The 22,177-nt window shown below is 64.0% G+C and carries 24 protein-coding genes; 16 read left to right on the top strand and 8 right to left on the bottom strand.

Annotated elements, in window-relative coordinates; translation table 11 throughout:
• Positions 1–371 precede the first annotated feature (371 nt).
• From rlmN to MESCI2_RS0115995, 3 genes are read left to right on the top strand one after another with little or no spacing between them, the layout of a single operon-like run.
• Complete coding sequence (gene rlmN / locus MESCI2_RS0115985; protein WP_027037469.1) at positions 372–1,607, top strand: 23S rRNA (adenine(2503)-C(2))-methyltransferase RlmN; 1,236 nt, start codon at positions 372–374, stop codon at positions 1,605–1,607.
• Entirely contained in the window at positions 1,604–2,053 is a 450-nt protein-coding gene (locus tag MESCI2_RS0115990) for a hypothetical protein (protein WP_027037470.1), read from the top strand. The genes rlmN and MESCI2_RS0115990 overlap by 4 nt, the downstream gene beginning before the upstream one ends.
• On the top strand, positions 2,053–2,532 hold the full coding sequence (locus tag MESCI2_RS0115995) for a hypothetical protein (protein ID WP_027037471.1): 480 nt from the start codon (positions 2,053–2,055) through the stop codon (positions 2,530–2,532). The genes MESCI2_RS0115990 and MESCI2_RS0115995 overlap by 1 nt, the downstream gene beginning before the upstream one ends.
• A 6-nt stretch (positions 2,533–2,538) precedes the next feature.
• Here MESCI2_RS0115995 and MESCI2_RS0116000 read toward each other — a convergent pair whose 3' ends face one another.
• Positions 2,539–3,180, bottom strand: coding sequence for a LysE family translocator (locus MESCI2_RS0116000; protein ID WP_027037472.1), 642 nt, complete (start codon positions 3,178–3,180; stop codon positions 2,539–2,541).
• 125 nt (positions 3,181–3,305) lie between these two features.
• Entirely contained in the window at positions 3,306–5,381 is a 2,076-nt protein-coding gene (locus tag MESCI2_RS01000000134720; RefSeq protein WP_050596565.1) for a putative bifunctional diguanylate cyclase/phosphodiesterase, read from the bottom strand.
• Between the two features lie 301 nt (positions 5,382–5,682).
• Here MESCI2_RS01000000134720 and MESCI2_RS0116010 point away from each other — a divergent pair, with 301 nt between their 5' ends.
• Both MESCI2_RS0116010 and MESCI2_RS0116015 read left to right on the top strand, forming a co-directional pair.
• Positions 5,683–6,906, top strand: coding sequence for an argininosuccinate synthase (locus tag MESCI2_RS0116010; RefSeq protein ID WP_027037473.1), 1,224 nt, complete (start codon positions 5,683–5,685; stop codon positions 6,904–6,906).
• A gap of 5 nt (positions 6,907–6,911) precedes the next feature.
• Complete coding sequence (locus MESCI2_RS0116015; RefSeq protein WP_027037474.1) at positions 6,912–7,433, top strand: hypothetical protein; 522 nt, start codon at positions 6,912–6,914, stop codon at positions 7,431–7,433.
• A gap of 72 nt (positions 7,434–7,505) precedes the next feature.
• On the opposite strand, the gene MESCI2_RS0116020 is transcribed toward MESCI2_RS0116015, so the two are convergent.
• The gene (locus MESCI2_RS0116020; protein WP_027037475.1) at positions 7,506–8,303 is read right to left on the bottom strand and encodes a lytic murein transglycosylase; all 798 of its coding nucleotides are present in this window, start codon (positions 8,301–8,303) and stop codon (positions 7,506–7,508) included.
• Positions 8,304–8,444: 141 nt separating this feature from the next.
• Between MESCI2_RS0116020 and MESCI2_RS0116025 the strand changes: the two genes are divergently transcribed.
• The 7 genes from MESCI2_RS0116025 to rpsP all read left to right on the top strand — a co-directional run bounded on the left by MESCI2_RS0116025 (position 8,445) and on the right by rpsP (position 15,340).
• Positions 8,445–9,692 carry a flavin monoamine oxidase family protein gene (locus MESCI2_RS0116025; protein WP_027037476.1) on the top strand — a complete coding sequence of 416 codons (1,248 nt, stop codon included), beginning with the start codon at positions 8,445–8,447 and terminating at the stop codon, positions 9,690–9,692.
• A gap of 91 nt (positions 9,693–9,783) precedes the next feature.
• Entirely contained in the window at positions 9,784–10,881 is a 1,098-nt protein-coding gene (locus MESCI2_RS0116030) for a zinc-binding metallopeptidase family protein (RefSeq protein WP_027037477.1), read from the top strand.
• A gap of 62 nt (positions 10,882–10,943) precedes the next feature.
• Positions 10,944–11,543 (top strand): DUF1236 domain-containing protein, encoded by a 600-nt coding sequence (locus MESCI2_RS0116035; protein WP_027037478.1) that lies wholly within the window; start codon positions 10,944–10,946, stop codon positions 11,541–11,543.
• A gap of 172 nt (positions 11,544–11,715) precedes the next feature.
• Positions 11,716–12,666, top strand: coding sequence for a CPBP family intramembrane glutamic endopeptidase (locus tag MESCI2_RS0116040; RefSeq protein ID WP_027037479.1), 951 nt, complete (start codon positions 11,716–11,718; stop codon positions 12,664–12,666).
• 290 nt (positions 12,667–12,956) lie between these two features.
• Complete coding sequence (gene ffh, locus MESCI2_RS0116045; RefSeq protein ID WP_027037480.1) at positions 12,957–14,561, top strand: signal recognition particle protein; 1,605 nt, start codon at positions 12,957–12,959, stop codon at positions 14,559–14,561.
• 7 nt (positions 14,562–14,568) lie between these two features.
• Complete coding sequence (locus MESCI2_RS0116050; RefSeq protein WP_027037481.1) at positions 14,569–14,901, top strand: chorismate mutase; 333 nt, start codon at positions 14,569–14,571, stop codon at positions 14,899–14,901.
• Between the two features lie 37 nt (positions 14,902–14,938).
• On the top strand, positions 14,939–15,340 hold the full coding sequence (rpsP, locus tag MESCI2_RS0116055) for a 30S ribosomal protein S16 (RefSeq protein WP_013528800.1): 402 nt from the start codon (positions 14,939–14,941) through the stop codon (positions 15,338–15,340).
• A 78-nt stretch (positions 15,341–15,418) separates the two neighbouring features.
• Here rpsP and MESCI2_RS0116060 read toward each other — a convergent pair whose 3' ends face one another.
• The 3 genes from MESCI2_RS0116060 to MESCI2_RS0116070 all read right to left on the bottom strand — a co-directional run bounded on the left by MESCI2_RS0116060 (position 15,419) and on the right by MESCI2_RS0116070 (position 17,269).
• Positions 15,419–15,682: a YMGG-like glycine zipper-containing protein gene (locus tag MESCI2_RS0116060; RefSeq protein WP_027037482.1), complete on the bottom strand. Its 264-nt coding sequence runs from the start codon at positions 15,680–15,682 to the stop codon at positions 15,419–15,421.
• A 134-nt stretch (positions 15,683–15,816) separates the two neighbouring features.
• The gene (locus MESCI2_RS0116065) at positions 15,817–16,227 is read right to left on the bottom strand and encodes a DoxX family protein (RefSeq protein ID WP_027037483.1); all 411 of its coding nucleotides are present in this window, start codon (positions 16,225–16,227) and stop codon (positions 15,817–15,819) included.
• A gap of 112 nt (positions 16,228–16,339) precedes the next feature.
• The gene (locus MESCI2_RS0116070; RefSeq protein ID WP_245270350.1) at positions 16,340–17,269 is read right to left on the bottom strand and encodes a bestrophin family protein; all 930 of its coding nucleotides are present in this window, start codon (positions 17,267–17,269) and stop codon (positions 16,340–16,342) included.
• A gap of 163 nt (positions 17,270–17,432) precedes the next feature.
• Here MESCI2_RS0116070 and MESCI2_RS0116075 point away from each other — a divergent pair, with 163 nt between their 5' ends.
• The 3 genes from MESCI2_RS0116075 (at position 17,433) to MESCI2_RS0116085 (ending at position 18,618) form a co-directional block, all read left to right on the top strand.
• Positions 17,433–17,840 (top strand): ACT domain-containing protein, encoded by a 408-nt coding sequence (locus tag MESCI2_RS0116075; RefSeq protein WP_027037485.1) that lies wholly within the window; start codon positions 17,433–17,435, stop codon positions 17,838–17,840.
• Positions 17,841–17,913: 73 nt separating this feature from the next.
• A complete protein-coding gene (locus MESCI2_RS0116080; protein ID WP_024504036.1) occupies positions 17,914–18,183 on the top strand; it encodes a type II toxin-antitoxin system prevent-host-death family antitoxin in 270 nt (89 codons plus the stop codon).
• A gap of 3 nt (positions 18,184–18,186) precedes the next feature.
• Positions 18,187–18,618: a type II toxin-antitoxin system PemK/MazF family toxin gene (locus tag MESCI2_RS0116085; RefSeq protein ID WP_027037486.1), complete on the top strand. Its 432-nt coding sequence runs from the start codon at positions 18,187–18,189 to the stop codon at positions 18,616–18,618.
• Positions 18,619–18,762: 144 nt separating this feature from the next.
• On the opposite strand, the gene MESCI2_RS0116090 is transcribed toward MESCI2_RS0116085, so the two are convergent.
• Together MESCI2_RS0116090 and MESCI2_RS1000000138470 are read right to left on the bottom strand one after the other, a co-directional pair.
• On the bottom strand, positions 18,763–19,797 hold the full coding sequence (locus MESCI2_RS0116090; protein WP_023814446.1) for an aspartate-semialdehyde dehydrogenase: 1,035 nt from the start codon (positions 19,795–19,797) through the stop codon (positions 18,763–18,765).
• 107 nt (positions 19,798–19,904) lie between these two features.
• Complete coding sequence (locus MESCI2_RS1000000138470) at positions 19,905–20,054, bottom strand: hypothetical protein (RefSeq protein ID WP_197031549.1); 150 nt, start codon at positions 20,052–20,054, stop codon at positions 19,905–19,907.
• 198 nt (positions 20,055–20,252) lie between these two features.
• Here MESCI2_RS1000000138470 and MESCI2_RS0116100 point away from each other — a divergent pair, with 198 nt between their 5' ends.
• Positions 20,253–22,124 carry a DEAD/DEAH box helicase gene (locus MESCI2_RS0116100; protein ID WP_027037487.1) on the top strand — a complete coding sequence of 624 codons (1,872 nt, stop codon included), beginning with the start codon at positions 20,253–20,255 and terminating at the stop codon, positions 22,122–22,124.
• The last annotated feature ends 53 nt before the right edge of the window (positions 22,125–22,177 follow it).

The raw sequence follows: 22,177 nt of genomic DNA on the forward strand, positions 1-22,177 counted from the left end.
TCGGTGAAAGATCGACCCCCACTCCGTCGAGCTACGCTCGACACCTCTCCCCCGATCGACGGGGTAGAGGAAAGGCGCGAATTTGCCAGCCTTGGCTCCCTTCCTCTCCCTCCGGAGGGGGGAGAGGTGGCGCTGCGAAGCAGCGACGGGGTGGGGGAAGCCATCAGCCAAACGCGCTGCCGCCGCAAGACAGGCATTGTCGGGAGAGAAATGCCCGCCATGACGAGGGGCGGTGCCGACGTCGTTCCAAGGCGATCGTAGATCGTAGAGCTAGCTGAGCATGACTCTGCCCTCAACCTGTGCTATGCGCCGCGCTTCCTTTCCGGCACGATGCGTGAAATCGGCCGCAAACCGCTTATATCAGTGCAACCATGACCCTTTCATTCGATCTCACCACTGACGGCGCCCGCGACGCGTTGCGCGCCCGCGCGGCACAGCCCGAAAAGCCGTCGCTGATCGGCCTGACGCGGATCGAACTCGCCGAGGCTCTGGTTGCATCGGGCACTGTGCCCGAGCGCCAGGCGAAAATGCGCGCCCAGCAGCTCTGGCACTGGATGTATGTGCGCGGCGTCTCCGACTTCGCCGGCATGTTCAACATCTCCAAGGATCTGCGCGCCGAGCTGGACAAACATTTCACCGTCGCCAGGCCCGAGATCGTCGAGGAGCAGATTTCCGCCGACGGCACGCGCAAATGGCTGTTCCGCTTCCCGCCGCGCGGCGCCGGCCGGCCGGTCGAGATCGAGACGGTCTATATTCCCGAAGAGGGTCGCGGCACGCTGTGCATCTCCTCGCAGGTGGGCTGCACGCTGACCTGCTCGTTTTGCCACACTGGCACGCAGAAGCTGGTGCGCAACCTGACGGCTGAAGAGATCCTCGCCCAGTTGCTCACCGCCCGCGACCGGCTTGGCGATTTCCCTGACCGCGACACGCCCGACGGCGCCATCGTGCCGGCCGAAGGCCGCAAAGTGTCCAACATCGTCATGATGGGCATGGGCGAGCCGCTCTACAATTTCGAGGCGGTGAAGAAGGCGCTGCTGATCGCTTCCGACGGTGACGGCCTGTCCCTGTCGAAGCGGCGCATCACGCTGTCGACCTCCGGCGTCGTGCCGGAAATCTTCCGCACCGGCGAGGAGATCGGCGTCATGCTGGCGATCTCGCTGCATGCCACCAATGACGATCTGCGCGACTTGCTTGTGCCGATCAACAAGAAGTATCCGCTCAACGAGCTGATCGCCGCCTGCCGCGCCTATCCTGGCCTGTCGAACGCCAAGCGCATCACCTTCGAATATGTGATGCTGAAGGACGTCAACGATTCCATCGAGGACGCCAAGGGCCTGATCAAGCTGCTCAAGGGCATTCCGGCCAAGATCAACCTGATCCCGTTCAACCCGTGGCCGGGCACCAATTACCAGTGCTCGGACTGGGAGACGATCGAGAAATTCGCCGATTACATCAACAATGCCGGCTATGCCTCGCCGATCCGCACGCCGCGCGGCCGCGACATTCTCGCCGCCTGCGGCCAGCTCAAGTCGGATTCCGAGCGCATGCGCAAGGTCGACCGGCTGGCGCTCGAGGCCATGATGATCGCGGGGCACGGCGAGGCGTGAGCCGCCCCTTCGCCTGGCTAAAACGCTTCGCCATCATGACCGTCGGCTATGTCGCCGCGGTGCTGACCTCGATCCTGGTGCCGGTGCTGCTGATCGCTCTTCTGGAAGGCATCGAAGACGGCAACTGGTCCATCATTTTCGCCTTCGACTGGCTGGGCTCGTTCCCGCTCGCCGTGTTGACCGTAATGATCGGCGCGCTGTTGATCGTCGGCCCGGCGCTCTTTGTCGCCGAACGGTTTTCACTTCGAGGATGGTTCTACTTCGCCGCCACCGGTGCGATCACGTCCATCGCCTTTGGCGTATCCATGCCGCGCTCGGCCAGCAGCTTTGTCTTCAATCCGGGCTTTCTGGGTTTTCTCGCCACCGCCGGCATCGCCGCCGGTTCGGTCTACTGGCTTCTGGCTGGACGCAGGTCCGGCACGCGACAGACTCTGGGCCGGGATTGATGGCGCGTCTCGTCGGCTACCTCGTCCGTTTCACCGTCATCCTGTTCGGCTATGCCGTCGCCTCGCTGGCGGCGAGCGCCTTCCTCAACATCCTGTTGCTGGCATCGCTCGGCTACACGCCGGAGCATGCGCACCCGACGGCGACGGCTTCCCTGTATTTCTCAATTCCCTTCGCCGCCCTGTTCGTCGCCTATTTCGCCCTGATGCCGGCCTCTGTCGTCATCCTGCTCGCCGAAATCCTGGGCCGGCGCGACTGGCTGTTCTATGCGCTAGCAGGCGCGCTGGTCGCCGGTGTTTTCCTCGGGCTTGCCGACCACAGCGATGACACCGCCTTCGTCGTCAGGGACACCAGCACCATCATGGCCGTGATAGGCAGCGGCATGGTCGGTGGTATCTTTTACTGGCTCAGCGCCGGGCGCTGGGCCGCAAGCTGGTGGCAAGGCGAACCAGGCTCAAAAGAGGATGGCCGGACAGGATGACGGCGCCTACTTCGCCTGGGCCGTCAGGATCTTGAGGGCGAAGGCGGAGAACACGCCGGCAAAGAGATAATCGACCACCCGCGTGACGCGCGGGCTGGCCTTCATCGCCGCCGAAAACTTTTCCCCCGCCAGCACCATCGGCACCGTCACCGGGATCGACAGCACGATGAACATCAGCCCAAGGAAAAACAGTTTTCCTGGCGCGCTCGGATCATGCGCGGAGACGAACTGCGGCAGGAAGGTCATGAAGAACAGGATGATCTTGGGGTTGAGCAGGTTGACGCCGAGGCCCGCCGCCCAGCTGCGCAACAGCGAAATCTCGGGGCCTGTCTTCTTCTCCGGCGAAAAGGCCGAGCCCCTGGTGATTGCCTGCCAGGCCAGGAAGACGAGGTAACCGGCACCAAAGATCTTCAGCACGAAGAAAGCCATCGGCGAGGCGACGATCAGCGCCGAGACGCCGACCACCACCAGCGTGGTGTGGATCAGCGTGCCGCACAGCGCGCCGGCCATCGAGGCAAAGCCGGTGACGCGGCCCTGGCTCAGCGTGCGCGAGACGAACAGGGTCATGTCCGGCCCCGGCGTGATCGCCAGGATGACCGTGGCGATGGCGAACTGGATCAGCGTGGTGGTGTCTGGAATGAACGACATGAGCAGCCCCAGGGGATTGGGAGGCCTATACAGGATGCGCCATGACGATGCCAGACACAGCAGCGACCCGATGTCGATCCAGCAGGCGTCTGCACGGTATTCGCTTTACGGCCGGCCGCGGCGTCCTATGCCTGCCTGCTCAGCCGCATCCTCGCCGGCTCCTCCGCGACAAGTTGATCGTTGCGGACATCGGCGTCCCCGGTGATCTGGTCGATCGGCTTGGGCCGGCCGAGGAAATAGCCTTGCGCCTCGTTGCAGCCTTCGACTTGCAGGATGGTGAGCTGGACATGCGTCTCGACGCCTTCGGCAAGCACCGGAATGTCGAGGCTGCGGCCCAGCGTCAGCACCGCCCGGATGATGGCCTTGGCCTGCGGGCTTCGTTCGACGTCCGCCATGAATGAGCGGTCGAGCTTGATCTTGTCGAAGGGAAACGAGCGCAGCGTGTCGAGCGACGAATAGCCGGTGCCGAAATCGTCGATCGCGATCGTCACCCCAAGCGCCTTGATCTGGCGCAGCACATGCAGCGTGCGCACCTTGTCGGCGACGATCGTCGATTCGGTCAGCTCCAGCTCCAGCCGTTTCGGCGACAGCCCGGTCTCGATCAGGATCTGATGGACGAGCTTGGCGAGATCGGCATGGGCGAACTGTACCGGCGACAGATTGACCGCGATCTTGTGGCCATTGCCCCACGAGGCCGCCTGCCGGCACGCGGTCCGCAGCACCCATTCGCCGATCGCCATGATCGAGCCGTTCTCTTCGGCAATCGGGATGAATTCGACGGGCGGGATCATGCCATGCACGGGATGGGTCCAGCGCAGCAGCGCCTCGTAGCCGCAGGTGGCGCCGGTCGGGACCGAGGTCTGCACCTGATAGTGCAGCGAAAGCTCGCCGCGGTCGATCGCCTGGCGAAGGTCGGTGGCCAAGGCGCGGCGCGCCCGCGCCGTCTCGTCCATGGCGGATTCGTAGAAGCAGACGGCCCGCGTGACGTCGTTCTTCGCCCGGTACATGGCAAGATCAGCGTTGCTGACCAGCCGCTCGCGGTCGGCCCCGTCGCGCGGATAGACGGCGACGCCGATGCTGGCACCGGCGGCGATTTCGAAATCGTCGAGCCGCAACGGCTCGAACAGGGATTTCTCCAGCCGCGAGACCAACCCGAGAAGGTCCTTCTGATCCTTGAAGCGCTTGATGGCGGCGAACTCGTCACCGCCGAGCCGGGCGACGAATTCGCCCTCGCCGATGAGTTTCGACAGCCTGCGGGCTACGATCTTGAGAGCCTGGTCGCCGGCCGCGTGGCCCCTGAGGTCGTTGATCTCCTTGAAGCGGTCGAGATCGATGACGATGACCGCCGTCATTGTGTCCTCGCCCTCGCATGCCCGGTCGATCTCATGGTCGAGGCGGTCGTTGAAGGAGACCCGGTTGGGAAGGCCGGTAAGGGCGTCGTTGAGGGCGAGATGCTGAAGCCGCTCGAAGCTCTCCAGACGGCCACGCTCATCGATCAGATAGCTGGCGAAGCCGGTGGCCGCGACGATCAGGCCGACCACGGCGACGGCGACCGCCATGGCCACCAGAATATCGGGATTGGTGCCTGTGCTGATGAAGGACAGCGGCGTCACCGCCACCGCGGCCATAGCCGTAAAATGCAGGCCGACGATCGCCAGCACCAGCAGCCCGATGGCGAGATAATGCGACCAGCCGTATGGCCGGCGCACGGCATGGCCGACGGCCAAGGCGGAGAACACGGCCGAGATAACCAGTGAGGCCACGACATAGGAGCCGTCCCACTCGACGATGCCGGCAACGTGATAGGCCATCATGCCGGTATAGTGCATGGCCGAGATCGCCAGGCCGACGACGATGCCGCCCCATTCCGGGGCCAAGCGCCGGCTCTTGCCGGATGCGAGGGTGAAGCCCAGCCCGGTGCCGACGATGGCGATGACCAGGGATGCCATGGTCAGGACCGGATCGAAGGTGATCGGCGCGCCGGGCTGGTAGGCCAGCATGGCAATGAAATGGGTGCACCAGATCGACGAGCCGGCGGCGACCGCGGTCAGGAACAGCCAGCCCTTCATCTGCACGCCGGTGGTTTTCCTCGAACGGTCGAAGAGGCCGATCGTCACCCAGCAGCCGGTGACGCACACCAGCGCCGCCAGCAGGACAAGCCACAGATTATGCTCCATGGCGATGCATGATATAACGCGCATCAAAAATGGCTCGAGCCCGAGGACACCCGCGACAAAGCAGGCAAGAAGCCGCCCGGAACGTGCCCAAGGCGGCTTTGTCCCGAGTGTTAGCGACACTGCATGAAAACTTGATTAAGTCTCACCGGCAAATGCAGCCTTTGATTGCAGCAGGTTGTTTGCGCTGCCGGCATCGCGCTCCCGCCATGTGCTGGACCAGAAGCCATGCACGCACGCGTGCTTGCTCGCTCTGCCGTTCCTGTTAAAAGGCCCTCCGACAATCCGTGACGCCCCGGTAGGGGCGTCCGCCACCGACGGGGTAAAAATGTCCAAGGCCAAAGACATCAAGAAAGTCGTGCTCTCCTATTCCGGCGGTCTCGACACATCCATCATCCTGAAATGGCTGCAGACGGAGTTCGGCGCCGAGGTCATCACCTTCACCGCCGATCTCGGCCAGGGTGAAGAGCTGGAACCGGCGCGCCGCAAGGCCGAGATGATGGGCATCAAGGACATCCGCATCGTCGACGTGCGCGAGGAATTCGTGTCCGACTTCGTCTTCCCGATGTTCCGCGCCAACACCGTCTATGAAGGCACCTATCTGCTTGGCACCTCGATCGCGCGACCGCTGATCTCCAAGCATCTAGTCGATATAGCGCGGGAAACCGGCGCCGACGCGATCGCGCATGGCGCCACCGGCAAGGGCAACGATCAGGTTCGCTTCGAGCTTTCGGCCTATGCACTGAACCCCGACATCAAGGTCATCGCACCGTGGCGCGACTGGTCGTTCAAGTCGCGTACCGACCTGATGAATTTCGCTGAGCAGCACCAGATCCCGGTGCCGAAGGACAAGAAGGGCGACGCACCGTTCTCGGTCGACGCCAACCTGCTGCACTCGTCCTCCGAGGGCAAGGTGCTGGAAGACCCGTGGGTGGAGCCGCCCGAATTCGTCCACCAGCGCACCGTTTCGCCGATGGACGCGCCGGACAAGGTCACCGAGATCGAGATCGAGTTCCTGAAGGGCGATCCGATCGCGCTGAACGGCAAGAAGCTGTCGCCGGCGACCATGCTGGCGGCACTCAACGATCTTGGCCGCGACAATGGCATCGGCCGGCTTGATCTGGTCGAGAACCGCTTTGTCGGCATGAAGTCGCGTGGCGTCTACGAAACACCCGGCGGCACCATTCTGATCGCTGCCCATCGCGCCATCGAATCGATCACGCTCGACCGCGGTGCCGCCCACCTCAAGGACGAGTTCATGCCGCGCTACGCCGAGCTGATCTACAACGGCTTCTGGTTCGCGCCCGAACGGCTGATGCTGCAGGCGATGATCGACAAGAGCCAAGAAGACGTCGAGGGCACGGTGCGCCTCAAGCTCTACAAGGGCAATGTCATGGTCACCGGCCGCAAATCGAAGAAGACGCTCTATTCCGATGCGCTGGTTACCTTCGAAGACGACCGCGGCGCCTACGACCAGAAGGACGCCGCCGGCTTCATCCGCCTCAATGCGCTGCGGCTGAGGACGCTGGCCGCGCGCAACCGCGCCAAGTAGCGCGGATGCGCGGTTTCGGCCACTGCCTGGCGCCGCTGGTTGTTCTGGCGACGCCGGCCGCCGGCCAGGAGTTCGACCCCGCCTCTCTCGACCTTCCGGCGCTGATCGAGTGCAGGGCGGACGTTCCGACCTACAACGACTTTGCCCTGTGGCTGTCCAGCGCACCGGGTGCCGTTGAAACGCTTGGCTGGAAGGAGGTTGCCTCGGGCAATCCCTTTCTCAGCCAATACGAACTGCCGGCCAAGATCCGCGTGTTCAACCGCGAGACAGGATCGATCGTGTTTACCGCTGCGGGGCCGATGGCCGTGCTCGACGGCGTTGCCGCGCCGGAGCTTGCCAAAGAACTCAACGTCATGGCCGCTTTTTCCACGCCGCAAAAATTCCTTGGCGAGAAAGTCGTTGTCCAAAGCACCGAAGAGTCGGAAGGATTGACCTTCTCAACGGACGTCAAGCTCAACGTCTCGACCGTCGAATCCCACCCCGGCAAGACCCTGGCCGGCTGCTCCTACGTGCTCGAAATCAAATAAAAACCCGGCATTCGCGCCGGGTTTTTGATTAAGTCAGAAATGGCCGGGGCCTTCTGCCCGGTGCATGGTCCGTCAATCGCCGTCGATCGCCGTGGCAATGCGGGCGATGGCCTGCTGATAGACGCTCGCGGAATTCCAGCCGGCAATCGCGCCCATATTCGCACTCGCGCTGGCGCCCGCCCGCCAGCCATGGCCCTTGAGGAAGTTGGCGGTGGAAGCCAGCGCCGTGCTCTTGTCGCGCAGGTTCCCGCCGCCGACGCCATATTTCAGGACGTTTCCGGGCAGGAACTGCGTGTGTCCGATCTCGCCATGCGCGGCCCCGACCGACGAGGCTGTCAACGCCCCGCGATCAACCAGCTTCAGGGCTGCGATCGCATGCGGGTAAAAGAACCCCGGGCGGCGGCAATCATAGGCAAGCGTCAAAATGGCAGAAACGGTGTTCTGGTTGCCCATGGCCGAACCGAAGCCGGTTTCCATACCCCAGATGGCGAGCAACACGCCCGGCGACACACCGTAATTCGCTTCGATCTTGGAGAACAAAGCCGCATTCGACTTTTTTAGCGACCGGCCTTTGGAAATGATGGCCGCGCCGCCGCGACGCCGCATGAAATCGTCCACCGAGCCGCTGAAGGCCTTGTGAATGCCGCGGTCGACCGAGATCGTCTTAGTCGCGTAGTTTGCCCCGGCCAGAGCGGCCAGCCCCTTGGCGCCTACGCCTTCCGACCTGGCCTGCGCGGCAAAGTCCTGCTTCCAGGCGTCGAAGCCGGCGCCGGTCTTGCCGCAGCTGGCCGCCGCCTGTGCGCCCGTCGCCAGCGCAAGCACCGCCACCATGGCCGCTGCAAACATCTTTCCCTTGGCAAGAATTGCCATGTTGATCTCCTGGTTGCCTGAATCACGTCCCAATTGCGAACTTGCCAGCGAAACGCGCACTTGTCACTGTCACCGCTGCAATGCTGGCGAATGCCGTGGAATTTGCCTAGGATCAAGTGATTATTGTGGCAAGGGGGCTGCATGCAAGACGTTGATGTCGTCATCATCGGTGCCGGCTCGGCGGGTCTCGCCGCTGCCAGGACCCTGCAGGCGGCGGGCCTTTCCTTCACCCTGCTCGAGGCGATGGACCGAATCGGCGGGCGAGCCTGGACCAGCGACCAGCATTTCGGCGTGCCTTTCGACATCGGCTGCGCCTGGCTGCATGCCGCCGACCGCAATCCCTATTTTCCCGAAGCCCAGGCGGCAGGCTGGACGTTGCATCATCACGACATGAACGTCGATCATCTCTACTACCGCGAGCGCAAGGCGAGCGAAGCGGAAGAAGCCGACATGAAGGCCGCCGACGCAAAGCTGTTCGAACTGCTGGCCAGGCATGAAGTGAAGGACGGAGATGACGATCGTCTTTCGGCGCTTTTGGCAAAAGGCCATGCGCCGCGCGCCGCAGCCACCTTCGCCGGGCCGATGGATTTCGGCGCCGACGAGGACGAGATCTCGATCCTGGACTTCCAGGCCGCTGCCGATCTCGACCCGAACTACTTCAGCAAGGAGGGTCTTGGCGCCCTGGTGGCGCGTTTCGGCGCCGGCGTGCCGGTCGAACTGTCGACGCCGGTGCGCAAGATCCTGTGGGACGTGCCCGGCGTCGCCTGCGTCACCGATCGCGGCACCGTTCGCGCCAAAGCAGTGATCGTCACCGCTTCGCCGGCGGTGCTAGCCTTCGAGGAGATTGCGTTCTCGCCGGCCTTGCCAGACACGCATTTCGGCGCCTTCTTCGACCTGCCGATGGGCATGCTGACGAAATTGCCGGTCGAAATATCGGGCACAAGGCTCGGGCTGCAGCCCTTCGACGACCTGCTGATCGAACGGATGGCCAGGCACGACATCTATTTCCTGTGCTTCCCGTTCGACCTTGACCTGATGGTCGGATTCGTCGGCGGCGATTTCGCCTGGGAAATGTCGGCAGCCGGCGAGGCGGCCGGCATCGACTTCGTCGTCGACCGGCTGTGCGGCATCTTCGGCGGCGATACGCGCAAGCACGTCGGACGCGCCATGATGACCAATTGGGGCGGCGAGCGCTTCGTGCGCGGTGCCTATGCCGCCGCTCGCCCCGGCCGCTCGCTGGCGCGCGCGGCACTCATGCAGCCGGTGGCCGACAAGATCTTCTTCGCCGGCGAGCACCTGGCCGGTCCTCTGATGCAGACCTGCGGCGGCGCACGGCTGTCGGGCGAAGCCGTGGCAAGACAGGTTGTCGCCCAGCTTGCGGCCAAATAGCTTCAGGAAAATGTGGAACACCGCGCGGCCGTTCGCGTTGGGCACGGGCCGCCGTGAACATCTATGTCACCTCCGGTGAATTGAGACCGACATGAAACTCTTCGACTGCCCGCATTGCGGCCATCGTATCTATTTCGAGAACGCCCAGTGCCTGAACTGCGGGAACCCCGTGCTCTACGATCCCGAGCACGCCTGTTTCGCGCTGGCGGGCGTCGACGGCGTCTTCCAGTGCACCAACGCCGATGAATGCGCCTGCAACTGGATGGCGGAACCGGGACATGCCTTTTGCCGCGCCTGCGTGCTGAACCAGTTGATCCCGGATCTCTCCGTCGACGGCAACCGCCGCCGCTGGATCCGTGTCGAAGCGGCGAAGAAGCGCGCCATCTACTCGCTGCTGGCCTTCGGGCTGACGGTGGCGCCCAAGCAGAATCCGGCCGACGAGATCGGCCTGGCCTTCGACTTCCTCGCCGATCCGATCGGCGGCGGCCCCGGCGGCGAGCGGATCCTCACCGGCCACGACAATGGCCTGATCACGCTCAACGTCGCCGAGGCGGATTCGGCCGAGCGCGAGAAGCGGCGCGTCGAGATGGGCGAGAACTATCGCACCTTGCTCGGTCATTTCCGCCACGAACTCGGGCACTATTACTGGGACCGCCTCATCCGGGACGATCCGCACAGGCTCGAAGCTTTCCGCGCACTGTTCGGCGACGACCGCGCCGATTACGAGCAGGCGCTGAAGGCCTATTATGCCAATGGTGCGCCGCCCGACTGGCAGCAAGGCCATATCTCGGCCTATGCCACCTCGCATCCTTGGGAGGACTGGGCCGAGACCTGGGCTCACCATCTGCACATCACCGACACGCTGGAAATGGTCCATGCGCTGAACTTTCCGCTCGGCCGGCTGGAGACGGTGGAGGCCAACGACTTGCCGCGCGGCGACACAGGCGGCGGGTTGCAGGCCGCACCCTCGGAGCCGGCGACCGCGCCCGAGCCTTTCGAAAAGATCCTTGCACGCTGGCTGGTGCTGTCGGAAGCCTCCAATTCGATCAACCGCTGCATGGGCCTGCCCGACCTTTATCCCTTTGTCATTTCGGACGTCACGGCGCGGAAATTGGAATTCGTTCACGAACTTCTGACCGATTTGCCGAAAGAAGCGGGAACAAATCGTGAGTTGGCGCAAGCGTTTTAGCGGGAACGCATAAGCTGCTGCCCCGTTTTGGCTGCCGAGGGACCTGAAAACGGAGAGAAACCATGAAATTCCTGTTGTTTCCGGCGGTCGCCGGAATGCTGACCGTGATGTCGGGCGCCGCGCTTGCCGATACCGCCGTCTCAGCCGTCACCGATCTTAACGTGCGCGCCGGACCCGGCCCGCAATACCCTGTCATCGGCGTGCTCACCGCCGGCCAGTCGGCAACCCTCAATGGCTGCATCGAAAACAGCAAATGGTGCACCATAGCCGAGGCCGGCGGCCAGGGCTGGGTCTATTCAGACTATGTGACGGCCGATATCGGCGGCAGCCGCGTGGTGCTGACGGAACGGCGCGCCAGTGTTGCTGTCGTCTCGCCGCCGGAGGACATCGGCAACTACTCGACCGATTATACCGGCGCGATCGTTGCCGGTGAGCCGGTCGTGGATGACTTCCCCCCGCCCCCGGCTGAAGTCCGTACCTATGTCGACGCGCATCGCCTCGATCCCATCTATCTCGATGGCGAAGTGGTGACCGGCGCGACCCTGCCCGACACCGTCGAGCTGCGCGAGATTCCGGACTACAATTACCGCTATGTCTATGTGAACGGCCAGCGGGCGCTGATCGATCCTCAGACCCGGCGCATCATGTACGTCGTGCGTTAACAACAATTGCCACAAGCGGCCGCTGCGAGAGCAGCGGCCGCCAGCAGCGGCACTGCAGCGCGTCGCCTCTCCTGCGTCGACGCTGCTCTGAGCGTGTCCTTGGCGGAAAACGATTCCGATTTTCCCGGCCATCGGTTAGTCAATAGGCGATGACTTTGGCAAAGGAGCCCGCGTGACCATCGATCCGGCCGCCTTCGAGCGTTACAGGCATTCGCCGAACGCCAAGACGACCTTGCCGCGCCTGTTGCTCGGAACGGGGATCGTCGTCCTTTTTTGGGCAGCAACCACCGTGGCCGTGCTGGTCGGCGGCACCTATGCCTTCTTCGCCTGGCAGGCGGCCCCATCATCTGGCATTCAAGGTTTCCTCGCTTCGCCCCTTGGCATCCTCACCGCGCTCGTCTCCTTCGCCGGCATCTGGATCGGTCTGTGGGTCGCGATGCGCTGGGTGCATGGCGAGAAGCTGTCTGCGCTGCTCGGCAACAGCCGGCGTGTTTCATGGTCGGGCTTCCTCAAGGGGCTGATCGCGGTGCTGATCACCTCGTTCATATCCGAAGTCCTGCTCTATCTGCTGCAGCCGCAGATCGCGCGCGGCCCGATCAGCCTGTCGTCCTGGCTGCTGTTTGCGATCCCGATCGCCGCGCTCACACTGTTGCAGACCTCTTCGGAAGAGCTGCTGTTTCGCGGCTACCTGCTGCGCGGCCTCGCCAGTCGGTTCAAGAGCCCGTTCGTCTGGGCGCTGCTGCCGGCCCTGCTGTTCACCTCGCTGCATTGGAGCGCGAGTTCGTCGCCAGCCATCAATGCCTGTGTGCTGGCGTCGATCGCCGCTTTCGCGCTGCTGCTGACGCTGGTGGTCTATGCAACGGGCAATCTCGGCGCCGCCCTGGGTGCTCACCTCGGCAACAACCTGACCGGGTTTCTCTTGATCTCGCATCAGGAAAGCTACAATTCCTTCGCCCTATTCAATGCCAGGCCGCTCGAGGGACCGGGCTGGGCGACGTCGGACGCAGTCCTCATCGCCTTCATCGGCATCGCCTGCAGCCTGCTGACCATCGTGCTGCTTCTACATCCGCGTTCGCCGCTCAAGGTCGCCGCCGAGCTTCCGGACCGGGCGAGCACGGCCTGATTGCAGGCCCGGGAACGACGCAATCCGGTCTTTGTCTTGACTCTGCGTCCGATTTCCTGTCTACACGCCCCGAATTCCGCGACGAGTATCCCTCCGAGCAAGCCGACCAGGACGCCGAAGCCTCTTTGAGGTGAAGTGCTGTAAATCGATCCTGGAGGCCAACACCCGGCAGCGCTGAGCGCCCCCGGGTGCTTTTTGGCTTTTCGCTTGCACGGGCTTTTGCTTGGACACTTGGCGCGAACGCATTACTTCTCGGTCACCGTCCGGGTGCCTGGGAAAAAGGAAGAAGAATGTTTGAATCGCTGCAGGAGCGCCTTGGCTCCATCCTGAACGGCCTGACTGGCCGCGGCGCGCTGTCGGAGGCTGATGTCTCGGCGGCGCTGCGCGAGGTGCGCCGTGCACTGCTCGAAGCCGACGTGGCGCTGGAAGTGGTGCGCTCCTTCACCGACAAGGTGCGTGAGAAGGCCGTCGGCGCTGCCGTGGTCAAGTCTATCAAGCCCGGCCAGATGGTCGTCAAGATCGTCCATGACGAACTGGTCGACATGCTCGGCGCCGAAGGCGTCGCCATCGATCTCAATGCCCCGGCCCCGGTCGTCATCATGATGGTCGGCCTGCAGGGTTCGGGCAAGACGACCACTTCGGCCAAGATCGCCAAGCGTCTTTCCGAGCGTCAGAACAAGAAGGTCCTGATGGCCTCGCTCGACACGCGGCGCCCCGCCGCGCAGGAGCAGCTGCGCCAGCTCGGCGAACAGGTCAAGGTCGCCACGCTGCCGATCATCGACGGGCAGTCGCCGGTCGACATCGCGCGCCGCGCCGTGCAGGCGGCCAAGCTCGGCGGCCACGACGTCGTCATCCTCGACACCGCCGGCCGCACCCATATCGACGAGCCGCTGATGGTCGAGATGGTCGACATCAAGAAGGTGTCGAGCCCACACGAAATCCTGCTGGTCGCCGATTCGCTGACCGGCCAGGACGCCGTCAACCTGGCCAAGAGCTTCGACGAGCGCGTCGGCATCACCGGTCTCGTCCTGACTCGCATGGACGGCGATGGCCGCGGCGGTGCTGCACTCTCCATGCGCGCCGTCACCGGCAAGCCGATCAAGCTGATTGGCACCGGCGAAAAGATGGACGGGCTGGAGGAATTCCACCCCAAGCGTATCGCCGACCGCATCCTCGGCATGGGCGACATCGTCAGCCTGGTCGAGAAGGCCGCCGAGAACATCGACGCCGAACAGGCGGCGGCGATGGCCAAGAAGATGCAGTCGGGCAAGTTCGACCTGAACGACCTCGCCGGCCAGCTTCAGCAGATGTCGAAGATGGGCGGCATGGGCGGCATCATGGGCATGATGCCCGGCATGGGCAAGATGAAGGATCAGATGGCCGCCGCCGGTCTCGACGACAAGATGTTCGGCCGCCAGCTCGCCATCATCTCGTCGATGACCAAGGCCGAGCGCGCCAATCCGGATGTGCTGAAGCACTCGCGCAAGAAGCGCATCGCCGCCGGGTCGGGCACCGACGCGGCCGAAATCAACAAGCTGCTCAAGATGCACCGCGGCATGGCCGACATGATGAAGGCGATGGGCGGCAAGGGCAAAGGCGGCGGCCTGATGCGCGGCATGATGGGCGGCCTCGCCAACAAGATGGGCCTCGGCGGCATGATGCCGGGCGGCCCCGGGGGCATGGGTGGCGGCATGATGGGCGGTGGCATGCCGGACCTGTCGAAGATGGATCCCAAGCAGCTCGAAGCCTTGCAGAAGCAGGCGCAGGCGGCCGGCCTCGGCGGCGGCATGAAAGGCCTTCCCGGCGGCGGCCTACCCGGACTGCCCGGCGGCATGAAGCTCCCCGGTCTGCCCGGAATGGGCGGCGGCCTGCCCGGCCTTGGCAAGAAGAAGTGAGGACGCCATGAACGAAGAGAAGGACATGGCCGAGGCCCGCGCTCTCCTGGCCGATTACCGGGCGTCGATCGACAACATCGACGCGGCCCTCATCCACATGCTGGCCGAGCGCTTCCGCTGCACCAAGGCGGTCGGCGTGCTGAAGGCGACGCACGGCCTGCCGCCGGCCGACCCGGCACGCGAACAGCAGCAGATCGCCCGGCTTCGCCAGCTGGCGAAGGATGCCCATCTCGACCCGGATTTCGCGGAAAAATTCCTCAACTTCGTCGTCCGCGAAGTGATCCGCCACCACGAACAGATCGCCGCTTCCGCTTCCAACGGCGTGACGAAAACCAACTGAAACCCAATCAACGAACTTAGTTTTTAGGAGAAAAGAAATGCCCTTGAAGATCCGACTGGCCCGTGCGGGCTCGAAGAAGCGTCCTTACTACCACGTCGTCATTGCCGACGCCCGTTCGCCGCGTGACGGCCGGTTCATCGAGTCGATCGGCTCGTGGAACCCGCTGCTGCCCAAGGACGGCGAACGCGTCAAGGTCGACGCCGACCGCGTCAAGCATTGGCTGGCGCATGGCGCCCAGCCGACCGACCGCGTGCTGCGCTTTCTCGACGAGGCCGGCCTCGTCAAGCGCGACGCCCGCTCCAACCCGAAGAAGGCCGAGCCGGGCAAGAAGGCGCAGGAACGCGCTGCCCTTCTGAAGAAGGCGCAGGAAGACGCCGCTGCTGCTGTTGCGGCCGCCGCCGCTGCACCGGCCGAGGCGGAAGCCGCCACCGCCGAATAATTGCTCTATTCGCATCCAGGAAAACGGCGGGCATGGCCCGCCGTTTTGCTGTCCAGTTCTGTCTGTAAGAGCTGCCGATCAATAACCGTCCGGGCAGCGGTCGACGTAGACGCGGCCACGGCGATCACGGTAGCGGCATTCGCCACGCTCGCTCGCCCGGCCGATCAGCGCGCCGGCAACGGCGCCGACAGCGCCGCCGACGACGGCGCCTTCAACCGGATCGCCGGCGACCGCCGCACCGACGGCAGCACCACCGAGACCGCCTACGGCCGCGCCTTTTTCCGTTTGCGAACAAGCGGCGAGCGGCACCAGCAGCGCCATCAAAAGCATCGTTTTCTTCATCGTCGTTCCTCTCCGATAGGAGCCGCCTCCGCCGCCAGGCGAATCTCTAACTCGCAACTCGGCGATTCGATCCCTGAGACATTGCCCGGCAAAGGGTTCAGGCTTCGAGTTGAAAGCGATGCTTCGATCGGGATCTAACGGCTGAACGGGATCAGCGCGCGGACGCGGGCATCGCGCAGATACAGGCCGCCCCACAGAATAATGCCGAGATAGACGCCGAACAAAATGTGCGAGAACAGCGGGTTGTCGACGCGGACATTGGTGGCGATGGCGCCGCCCATATAGGCGGTGAGCAGGATGGCGCCGAGCACCGAGGTGCGCGGCAGCGCATAGAGAGCGGTCGAGATCAGGCCGATGACGCCAAGCATGCGCGCGACATTGGCATCGGCCGGCCAGCCGAGCGGCACCATCGTCTGGGTGACGATATCGAGCGGCGGCAGCTTGATGGCGCCGTCGAAGATCATGAACAGCACGATGACGCCGCTGAGCGCGCGGCCGGTCCACAGAGCGCCCGGCGATACGGGCGCGGTTTCGAAAATGCTCATGATGGTCCCTCCTGATGGTTCGAGCCCTTTTCGCTGGGGTCGAACCAAGGACGCGGCATGGAGCGGCGATCCGACAGGGGTCCGGATTCTTGTTAAGCCCGCACGTCTTCGCCTACGAGAAATAGAACTTTTCCGCCGGGATCATCTTCGGCGGCGTTTCGCCCAGCGCCTCGAACACCGAGATTTCGCAGACGCGGCAGAGGCCGTCGAGTGCAAGGTCGTTGGCCTCGGTGCCGAACGGATCCTCGAGCTCTTCCGACAGCGCGTCGAGGCCGAAGAAGGTATAGGCGATCAACGCCGTGAACAGCGGCGTCGCCCAACCGGTGGTCGAGATCAGGCCGATCGGCAGCAGCAGGCAGACGATATAGGCCGTGCGATGCACCAGCAGCGTGTAAGCGAAGGGTAACGGCGTGCCGGCGATCCGCTCGCAGCCGGCCTGGATGGCGGCGATCGACGCGAGCCTCTCATCGAGGATACGAAAGCCGATCGTGTCGACGTCGCCCGCCCGGCGCTGGGCATTGGCACGCCGGCCCATGCGCCTGACCATCTCATCCGCCGGATTGGAAAAGGCTGCGGCCTTGTCCGCCTCGGCGTCGATGAAGGCGCGGGCATCCTTCAGGCTGTCGATCTTGCGCAACTGCCCGCGCAGGAAATGACAGAAGGCGAGCGCTTCCATCAGCAAGGCGCGCTGTTCGGTCTGGTCCGGGATGAGGCTAGTGGTGGCGCGGGCCAGGTTGCGCATTTCGAAGACCAGCGCGCCCCACAGCTTGCGCGCCTCCCACCAACGGTCGTAGGCAGCGTTGTTGCGGAACGAGAGATAGATCGACAATGTCACGCCGACCAGGCCGAAAGGCGTGATGTTGAAGACGCTGAAATCAAGCTGGAACCGGCGCGCCACGGCCAGGATGATCGCGGAATAAAGCGCGAAGCCCAATATCTGCGGCAGGATGCGTGGCACGACCGAACCGCGCATGATGAAGAACAGCTGCAGGAATGTGGGGCGCGGGCGAACGATCATCGAAGGCCTTTCACGGGCCGGCATCGGCCCTCAGCTCCTCTATTGTGCGATGCGACAGCTCTGCAAGCCCAGCCGCCAGCGACATCGCCATGTCGTCCTTGCAGCGCCTGGACTATCGGCATGCGCCGGTCGCGGATATTGAAGAGCACGTGGGCTGCGGCCCATTTCTGCAAGCGAGAGAAAACGAATGACCGGCGAGACCGATCTGAAGACACTGCTGGCATCGATGACGCCGGAACTGCTGGCCGGCACCTATGTCTTCGCCACGCTGGCGCCTGGCGTCGCTCAGCCGGAAGGCGTTGAGCCGGTGATGATGTTTCGCGAGCGCGAGGGCGTGACACTGATCGTGACCGAGGAGGCGGCCAGCACTGCTGCACTGACCGCTTCGTTCCGCTGCCGGATGCTGACGCTGAACATCCATTCGTCGCTGGAAGCCGTCGGCTTCCTCGCCGCCATCACCACGCGCCTGGCCGCCGCCGGCATGGGCGTGAACCCGGTTTCGGCCTTCTACCACGATCATCTGTTCGTGCCGGCCGACAGGGCAGAGAAAGCGCTGGAGCTGCTACGCCAACTGGCTAGGGACAGCGCCGGCTGAATTTTGACAGGACCCCAAAAATCGCGTAAATTGTGGTAAATGCGTAAATTACGCGAATTAGGATGACCCCATCATGCGTGAAGTTCCCACCACAGAATTCACCCGTAATTTCGGGCGTTACCGAGAGATCGTGCAGCGTGAGCCGGTCGCAGTGATGAGTCACGGGCGGCCAACCGGCTATTTCGTTTCAGCTGTCGAGTATGAAGAGCTGCAACACTACAAGAACCTGGCCCGGCAGTCATTTGCGACCAGGGATCTGCAGCGCGAGGAAGTGGAAGCTATCGCCGGCGGCCGCATGTCATCAGAACACGATCATCTCAATGCCTTGATGGATACCAAGTAAGGCATGCCGCTTCCCGACCCACAGCTCGGCCTCGTCATCTCCTATGCATATCTGTGGCATCATGAACATCAAGCCGGACAGGACGAAGGGCGGAAAGATCGCCCTTGCGTGATCGTGCTAGCCGTCGAACGCGGCGCCGATGGTCTGATCGTGACGGTGGTGCCTGTCACGCATGTACCGCCGGCCGATCCGTCGCTGGCGATCGAGCTGCCGCCAGCCGTCAAGCGTCATTTGGGAATGGACGGCGAGCGTTCATGGGTGATGCTCCACGAAGGCAATCGCTTCGCGTGGCCAGGCTACGACCTTCGTCCGGTGCCGCGCTCCACCGACCGCTATGACTACGGCCTGTTGCCGCCCCGGCTGTTTTCATCACTGGTGGAGCGCTTGAGGACTATCTGGGAAGCCGGGCAAGGCCGTCAGGTGCCGCGCGACTGACCCGTCCTCCGTATCCGACAAGGGGAAAAGCAAGAAGTATCCCGGCCAAAGGCCGAGCCCGCGGGCCGCCGATCGTTCGGCGCCCCCGCGGAGGGCTCGCCGCGGCAGCGGCGATACGGCCCGTGAGCGAAAACTAAACGGCCGTCAGGCCGCCTTCTTCTTCGGCTGGATCAGGCCGCGCTCGACCAGCAACTCGGCGATCTGCACCGCGTTCAGCGCCGCGCCCTTGCGCAGATTGTCGGAGACGATCCACATCGACAGGCCATTGTCGATGGTCGAATCCTCGCGGATGCGCGAGATGAAGGTGGCGTCTTCGCCGGCCGATTCCAGCGGCGTGATGTAGCCGCCGTCCTCGCGCTTGTCCAAGACCTGGCAGCCCGGGGCTTCACGCAGGATATCCCGCGCCTCGTCGGCGGTGATCGGCTTTTCGAACTCGATGTTGACCGCTTCCGAGTGGCCGATGAACACCGGCACGCGCACGCAAGTCGCCGTCAGCTTGATCTTGGGGTCGAGCATCTTCTTGGTCTCCGCGACCATCTTCCACTCTTCCTTGGTGGAGCCGTCGTCGAGGAAGACGTCGATGTGCGGGATGACGTTGAAGGCGATGCGCTTGGTGAACTTCTTGACCTCGACGCCATCGGCGACGAAGACCGCGCGGGTCTGGGTAAAGAGTTCGTCCATACCTTCCTTGCCGGCGCCCGACACCGACTGGTAGGTGGCGACGACGACGCGCTTGATGGTGGCGAAGTCGTGCAGCGGCTTCAGCGCCACCACCAACTGCGCCGTCGAGCAGTTCGGGTTGGCGATGATGTTCTTGCGCGTGAACAGCGAGATCGCGTCCGGGTTCACTTCCGGCACGATCAGCGGCACGTCCTGGTCGTAGCGGAAGGCCGACGAATTATCGATGACGACGCAGCCCTGCTTGCCGATCTTCGGCGACCATTCCTTGGAGACGCTGCCGCCGGCCGACATGATGCAGATGTCGGTGTCGGAAAAATCATACTGGTCGAGCGTCTTCACCTTCAGCGTGCGGTCGCCGAACGACACTTCCGTGCCCTGGCTGCGCCGCGACGCCAGCGCCACGACTTCGCTTACCGGAAAGCCGCGCTCTTCCAGTATGTTGAGCATTTCCCGGCCCACATTGCCCGTGGCGCCGACGATCGCTACCTTGAAACTCATCGAAAAATCTCCTGTCCCTCTCCGCTTGGTTTTTGGAGAAACCCGCTGGCCGGTGCGGGTTCCGTCCCCCGGGCCGAACCCGGGAGAGGGTGGTTAGGCCAAGGGAATCACACCGTTTTGGTGGTGGTTTTGCCGGTCTTCTTGGCCAAGAATGCAGTTTTGCTGGAACGAGGAGACGCGCCGACGCGCCCGGCCCAATGATGTGCATTGAGGCTGGGGGCATCGAATGCAAGAAGAGCCATCAAAAGGCCGCGCATCGAAACTGTCCCGTTCGGTGCCGGCTTTTACGCGGTTTGCGTCAAGAGTCAATTGCCGAGCGGCGCCTGGTTTTGCGCGCGCCCTGTACAATCGCGGCTGCGCGAAGTACGAACGGCCAAGATTGTTTGGCTGGCGCTAGGCCCGCCCCGGCATGTGCTCCGTGATGAGCGCGGACCCTAAAATTCCGAAAGAGTGAGATGTCCAACTTCGAAGCACTTGTTCCAGCGCTTGCCAGGGCGCTGGAGAAACGCGGCTATTCCGAGCTGACGTCCGTCCAGAAGGCGGTTGTGGCGCCGGAACTCGGCGAGGCCGATGCGCTGGTTTCGGCGCAGACCGGCTCCGGCAAAACGGTGGCCTTCGGCCTCGCTCTGGCGCCGACCCTGCTTGAGGGCGCGGAGCGCTTCGGCCACGCCGCCGCACCGCTGGCGCTGGCGGTGGCGCCGACGCGCGAACTCGCCTTGCAGGTGACGCGCGAGCTGGAATGGCTCTACGAGCTGACCGGCGCAACCGTGGCTTCCTGCGTCGGCGGCATGGACATGCGCTCGGAGCGGCGTGTGCTGGAGCGCGGCGCCCATATCGTCGTCGGCACGCCCGGCCGGCTGCGCGACCACATCACCCGGCGCTCGCTCGACATGTCGGCGTTGAAGGCGGTGGTGCTCGACGAGGCCGACGAGATGCTCGATCTCGGCTTTCGCGAAGACCTCGAATTCATCCTCGACGCAGCGCCCGCCGAGCGCCGCACGCTGATGTTCTCGGCCACGGTGCCGCGCTCGATCGCCACGCTGGCGCAGGGCTACCAGCGCGATGCCGTGCGCATTTCGGCCGCCGGCGAGGAGAAGCAGCATCTCGACATCGAATACCGGGCGCTGAGCGTCGCCCAGCCCGACCGCGAGAACGCCATCATCAATGTGCTGCGCTATTACGAAGCCAAGAACGCGCTGGTGTTCTGCAACACGCGTGCCGCCGTCAATCATCTGACCGCGCGCTTCAACAACCGCAACTTCTCCGTCGTCGCCCTGTCGGGCGAGCTCAGCCAGAACGAGCGCAGCCATGCGCTGCAGGCGATGCGCGACGGCCGCGCAAAAGTCTGCATCGCCACCGATGTCGCGGCGCGCGGCATCGACTTGCCCAATCTCGAGCTGGTCATCCACGCCGACCTGCCGACCAACCCGGAAACGCTGCTGCACCGCAGCGGCCGCACCGGCCGCGCCGGGCGCAAGGGCGTCAGCGCGCTGATCGTGCCCAACAGTGCCCGCAAGCGCACCGAGCGGCTGCTGCAGAACGCCGGCCTCAAGGCAACATGGGCGAGCCCGCCCTCGGCCGACGACGTGATGCGGCGCGACGACGAGCGCATCCTTGCCGATCCGGCTTTCGACGAGCCGGTGAAGGAAGACGAGCGCGGTTTCATCGACGCACTGCTCGCCAGACATGGCGCCGAACAAGTGGCCGCTGCCTTCGTGCGCCAGTGCCGCGCCAGCCGCTCGGCCCCCGAGGACCTCATGGAAATCGCGCCCTTCACGCCGTCGCGTGAAAGACCGGCAGGCGAAAATTTCGCGCGCCGCGACGAGGCGCCCAGCCGTCGCGACGATTTCGGCGACAGCGTCTGGTTCTCGCTATCGATCGGGCGGCGGCAGAATGCCGAGCCGCGCTGGCTGATCCCGATGCTGTGCCGCACCGGCAGCATCTCGAAGTGCGAGATCGGCGCCATCAAGATGCAGCCGGAAGAGACCTACGTGCAGATATCAGCCGATTGGGCCGACCGCTTCCTGGCCGCGATCGGCCCCGATCGCAAACTGCAAGGCAACATCCTGGTGAAGCGGCTCGACGGCCAGCCCGATCTGTCGCGCGCCGGCTATCAGCCGCCAAGCCCCGACAAGAAACCGCATCGCGGCAAGGCGCCGTTCGACCCCAACGCGCCGAAGCGCAAATTCGAAAAAGGTGCACCGGCTTCGGCCGATCAGCGCCCGGCAGCCACGCATGAAGCAAAGCCTTGGGCGAAGCCGGGCAAGCCGAAATTCGACGCCGCCGGCGCGCCCAAGCACAAGAAAGCGAAGAAGCGGCCTTCGTAGGACCGGCAACGAGCCTGATCCACCCGCAATGACGTCGGCCGCATCCCGATGCG

The organism is Mesorhizobium ciceri WSM4083, assembly GCF_000519305.1.
Lineage (GTDB): Bacteria > Pseudomonadota > Alphaproteobacteria > Rhizobiales > Rhizobiaceae > Mesorhizobium > Mesorhizobium ciceri_B.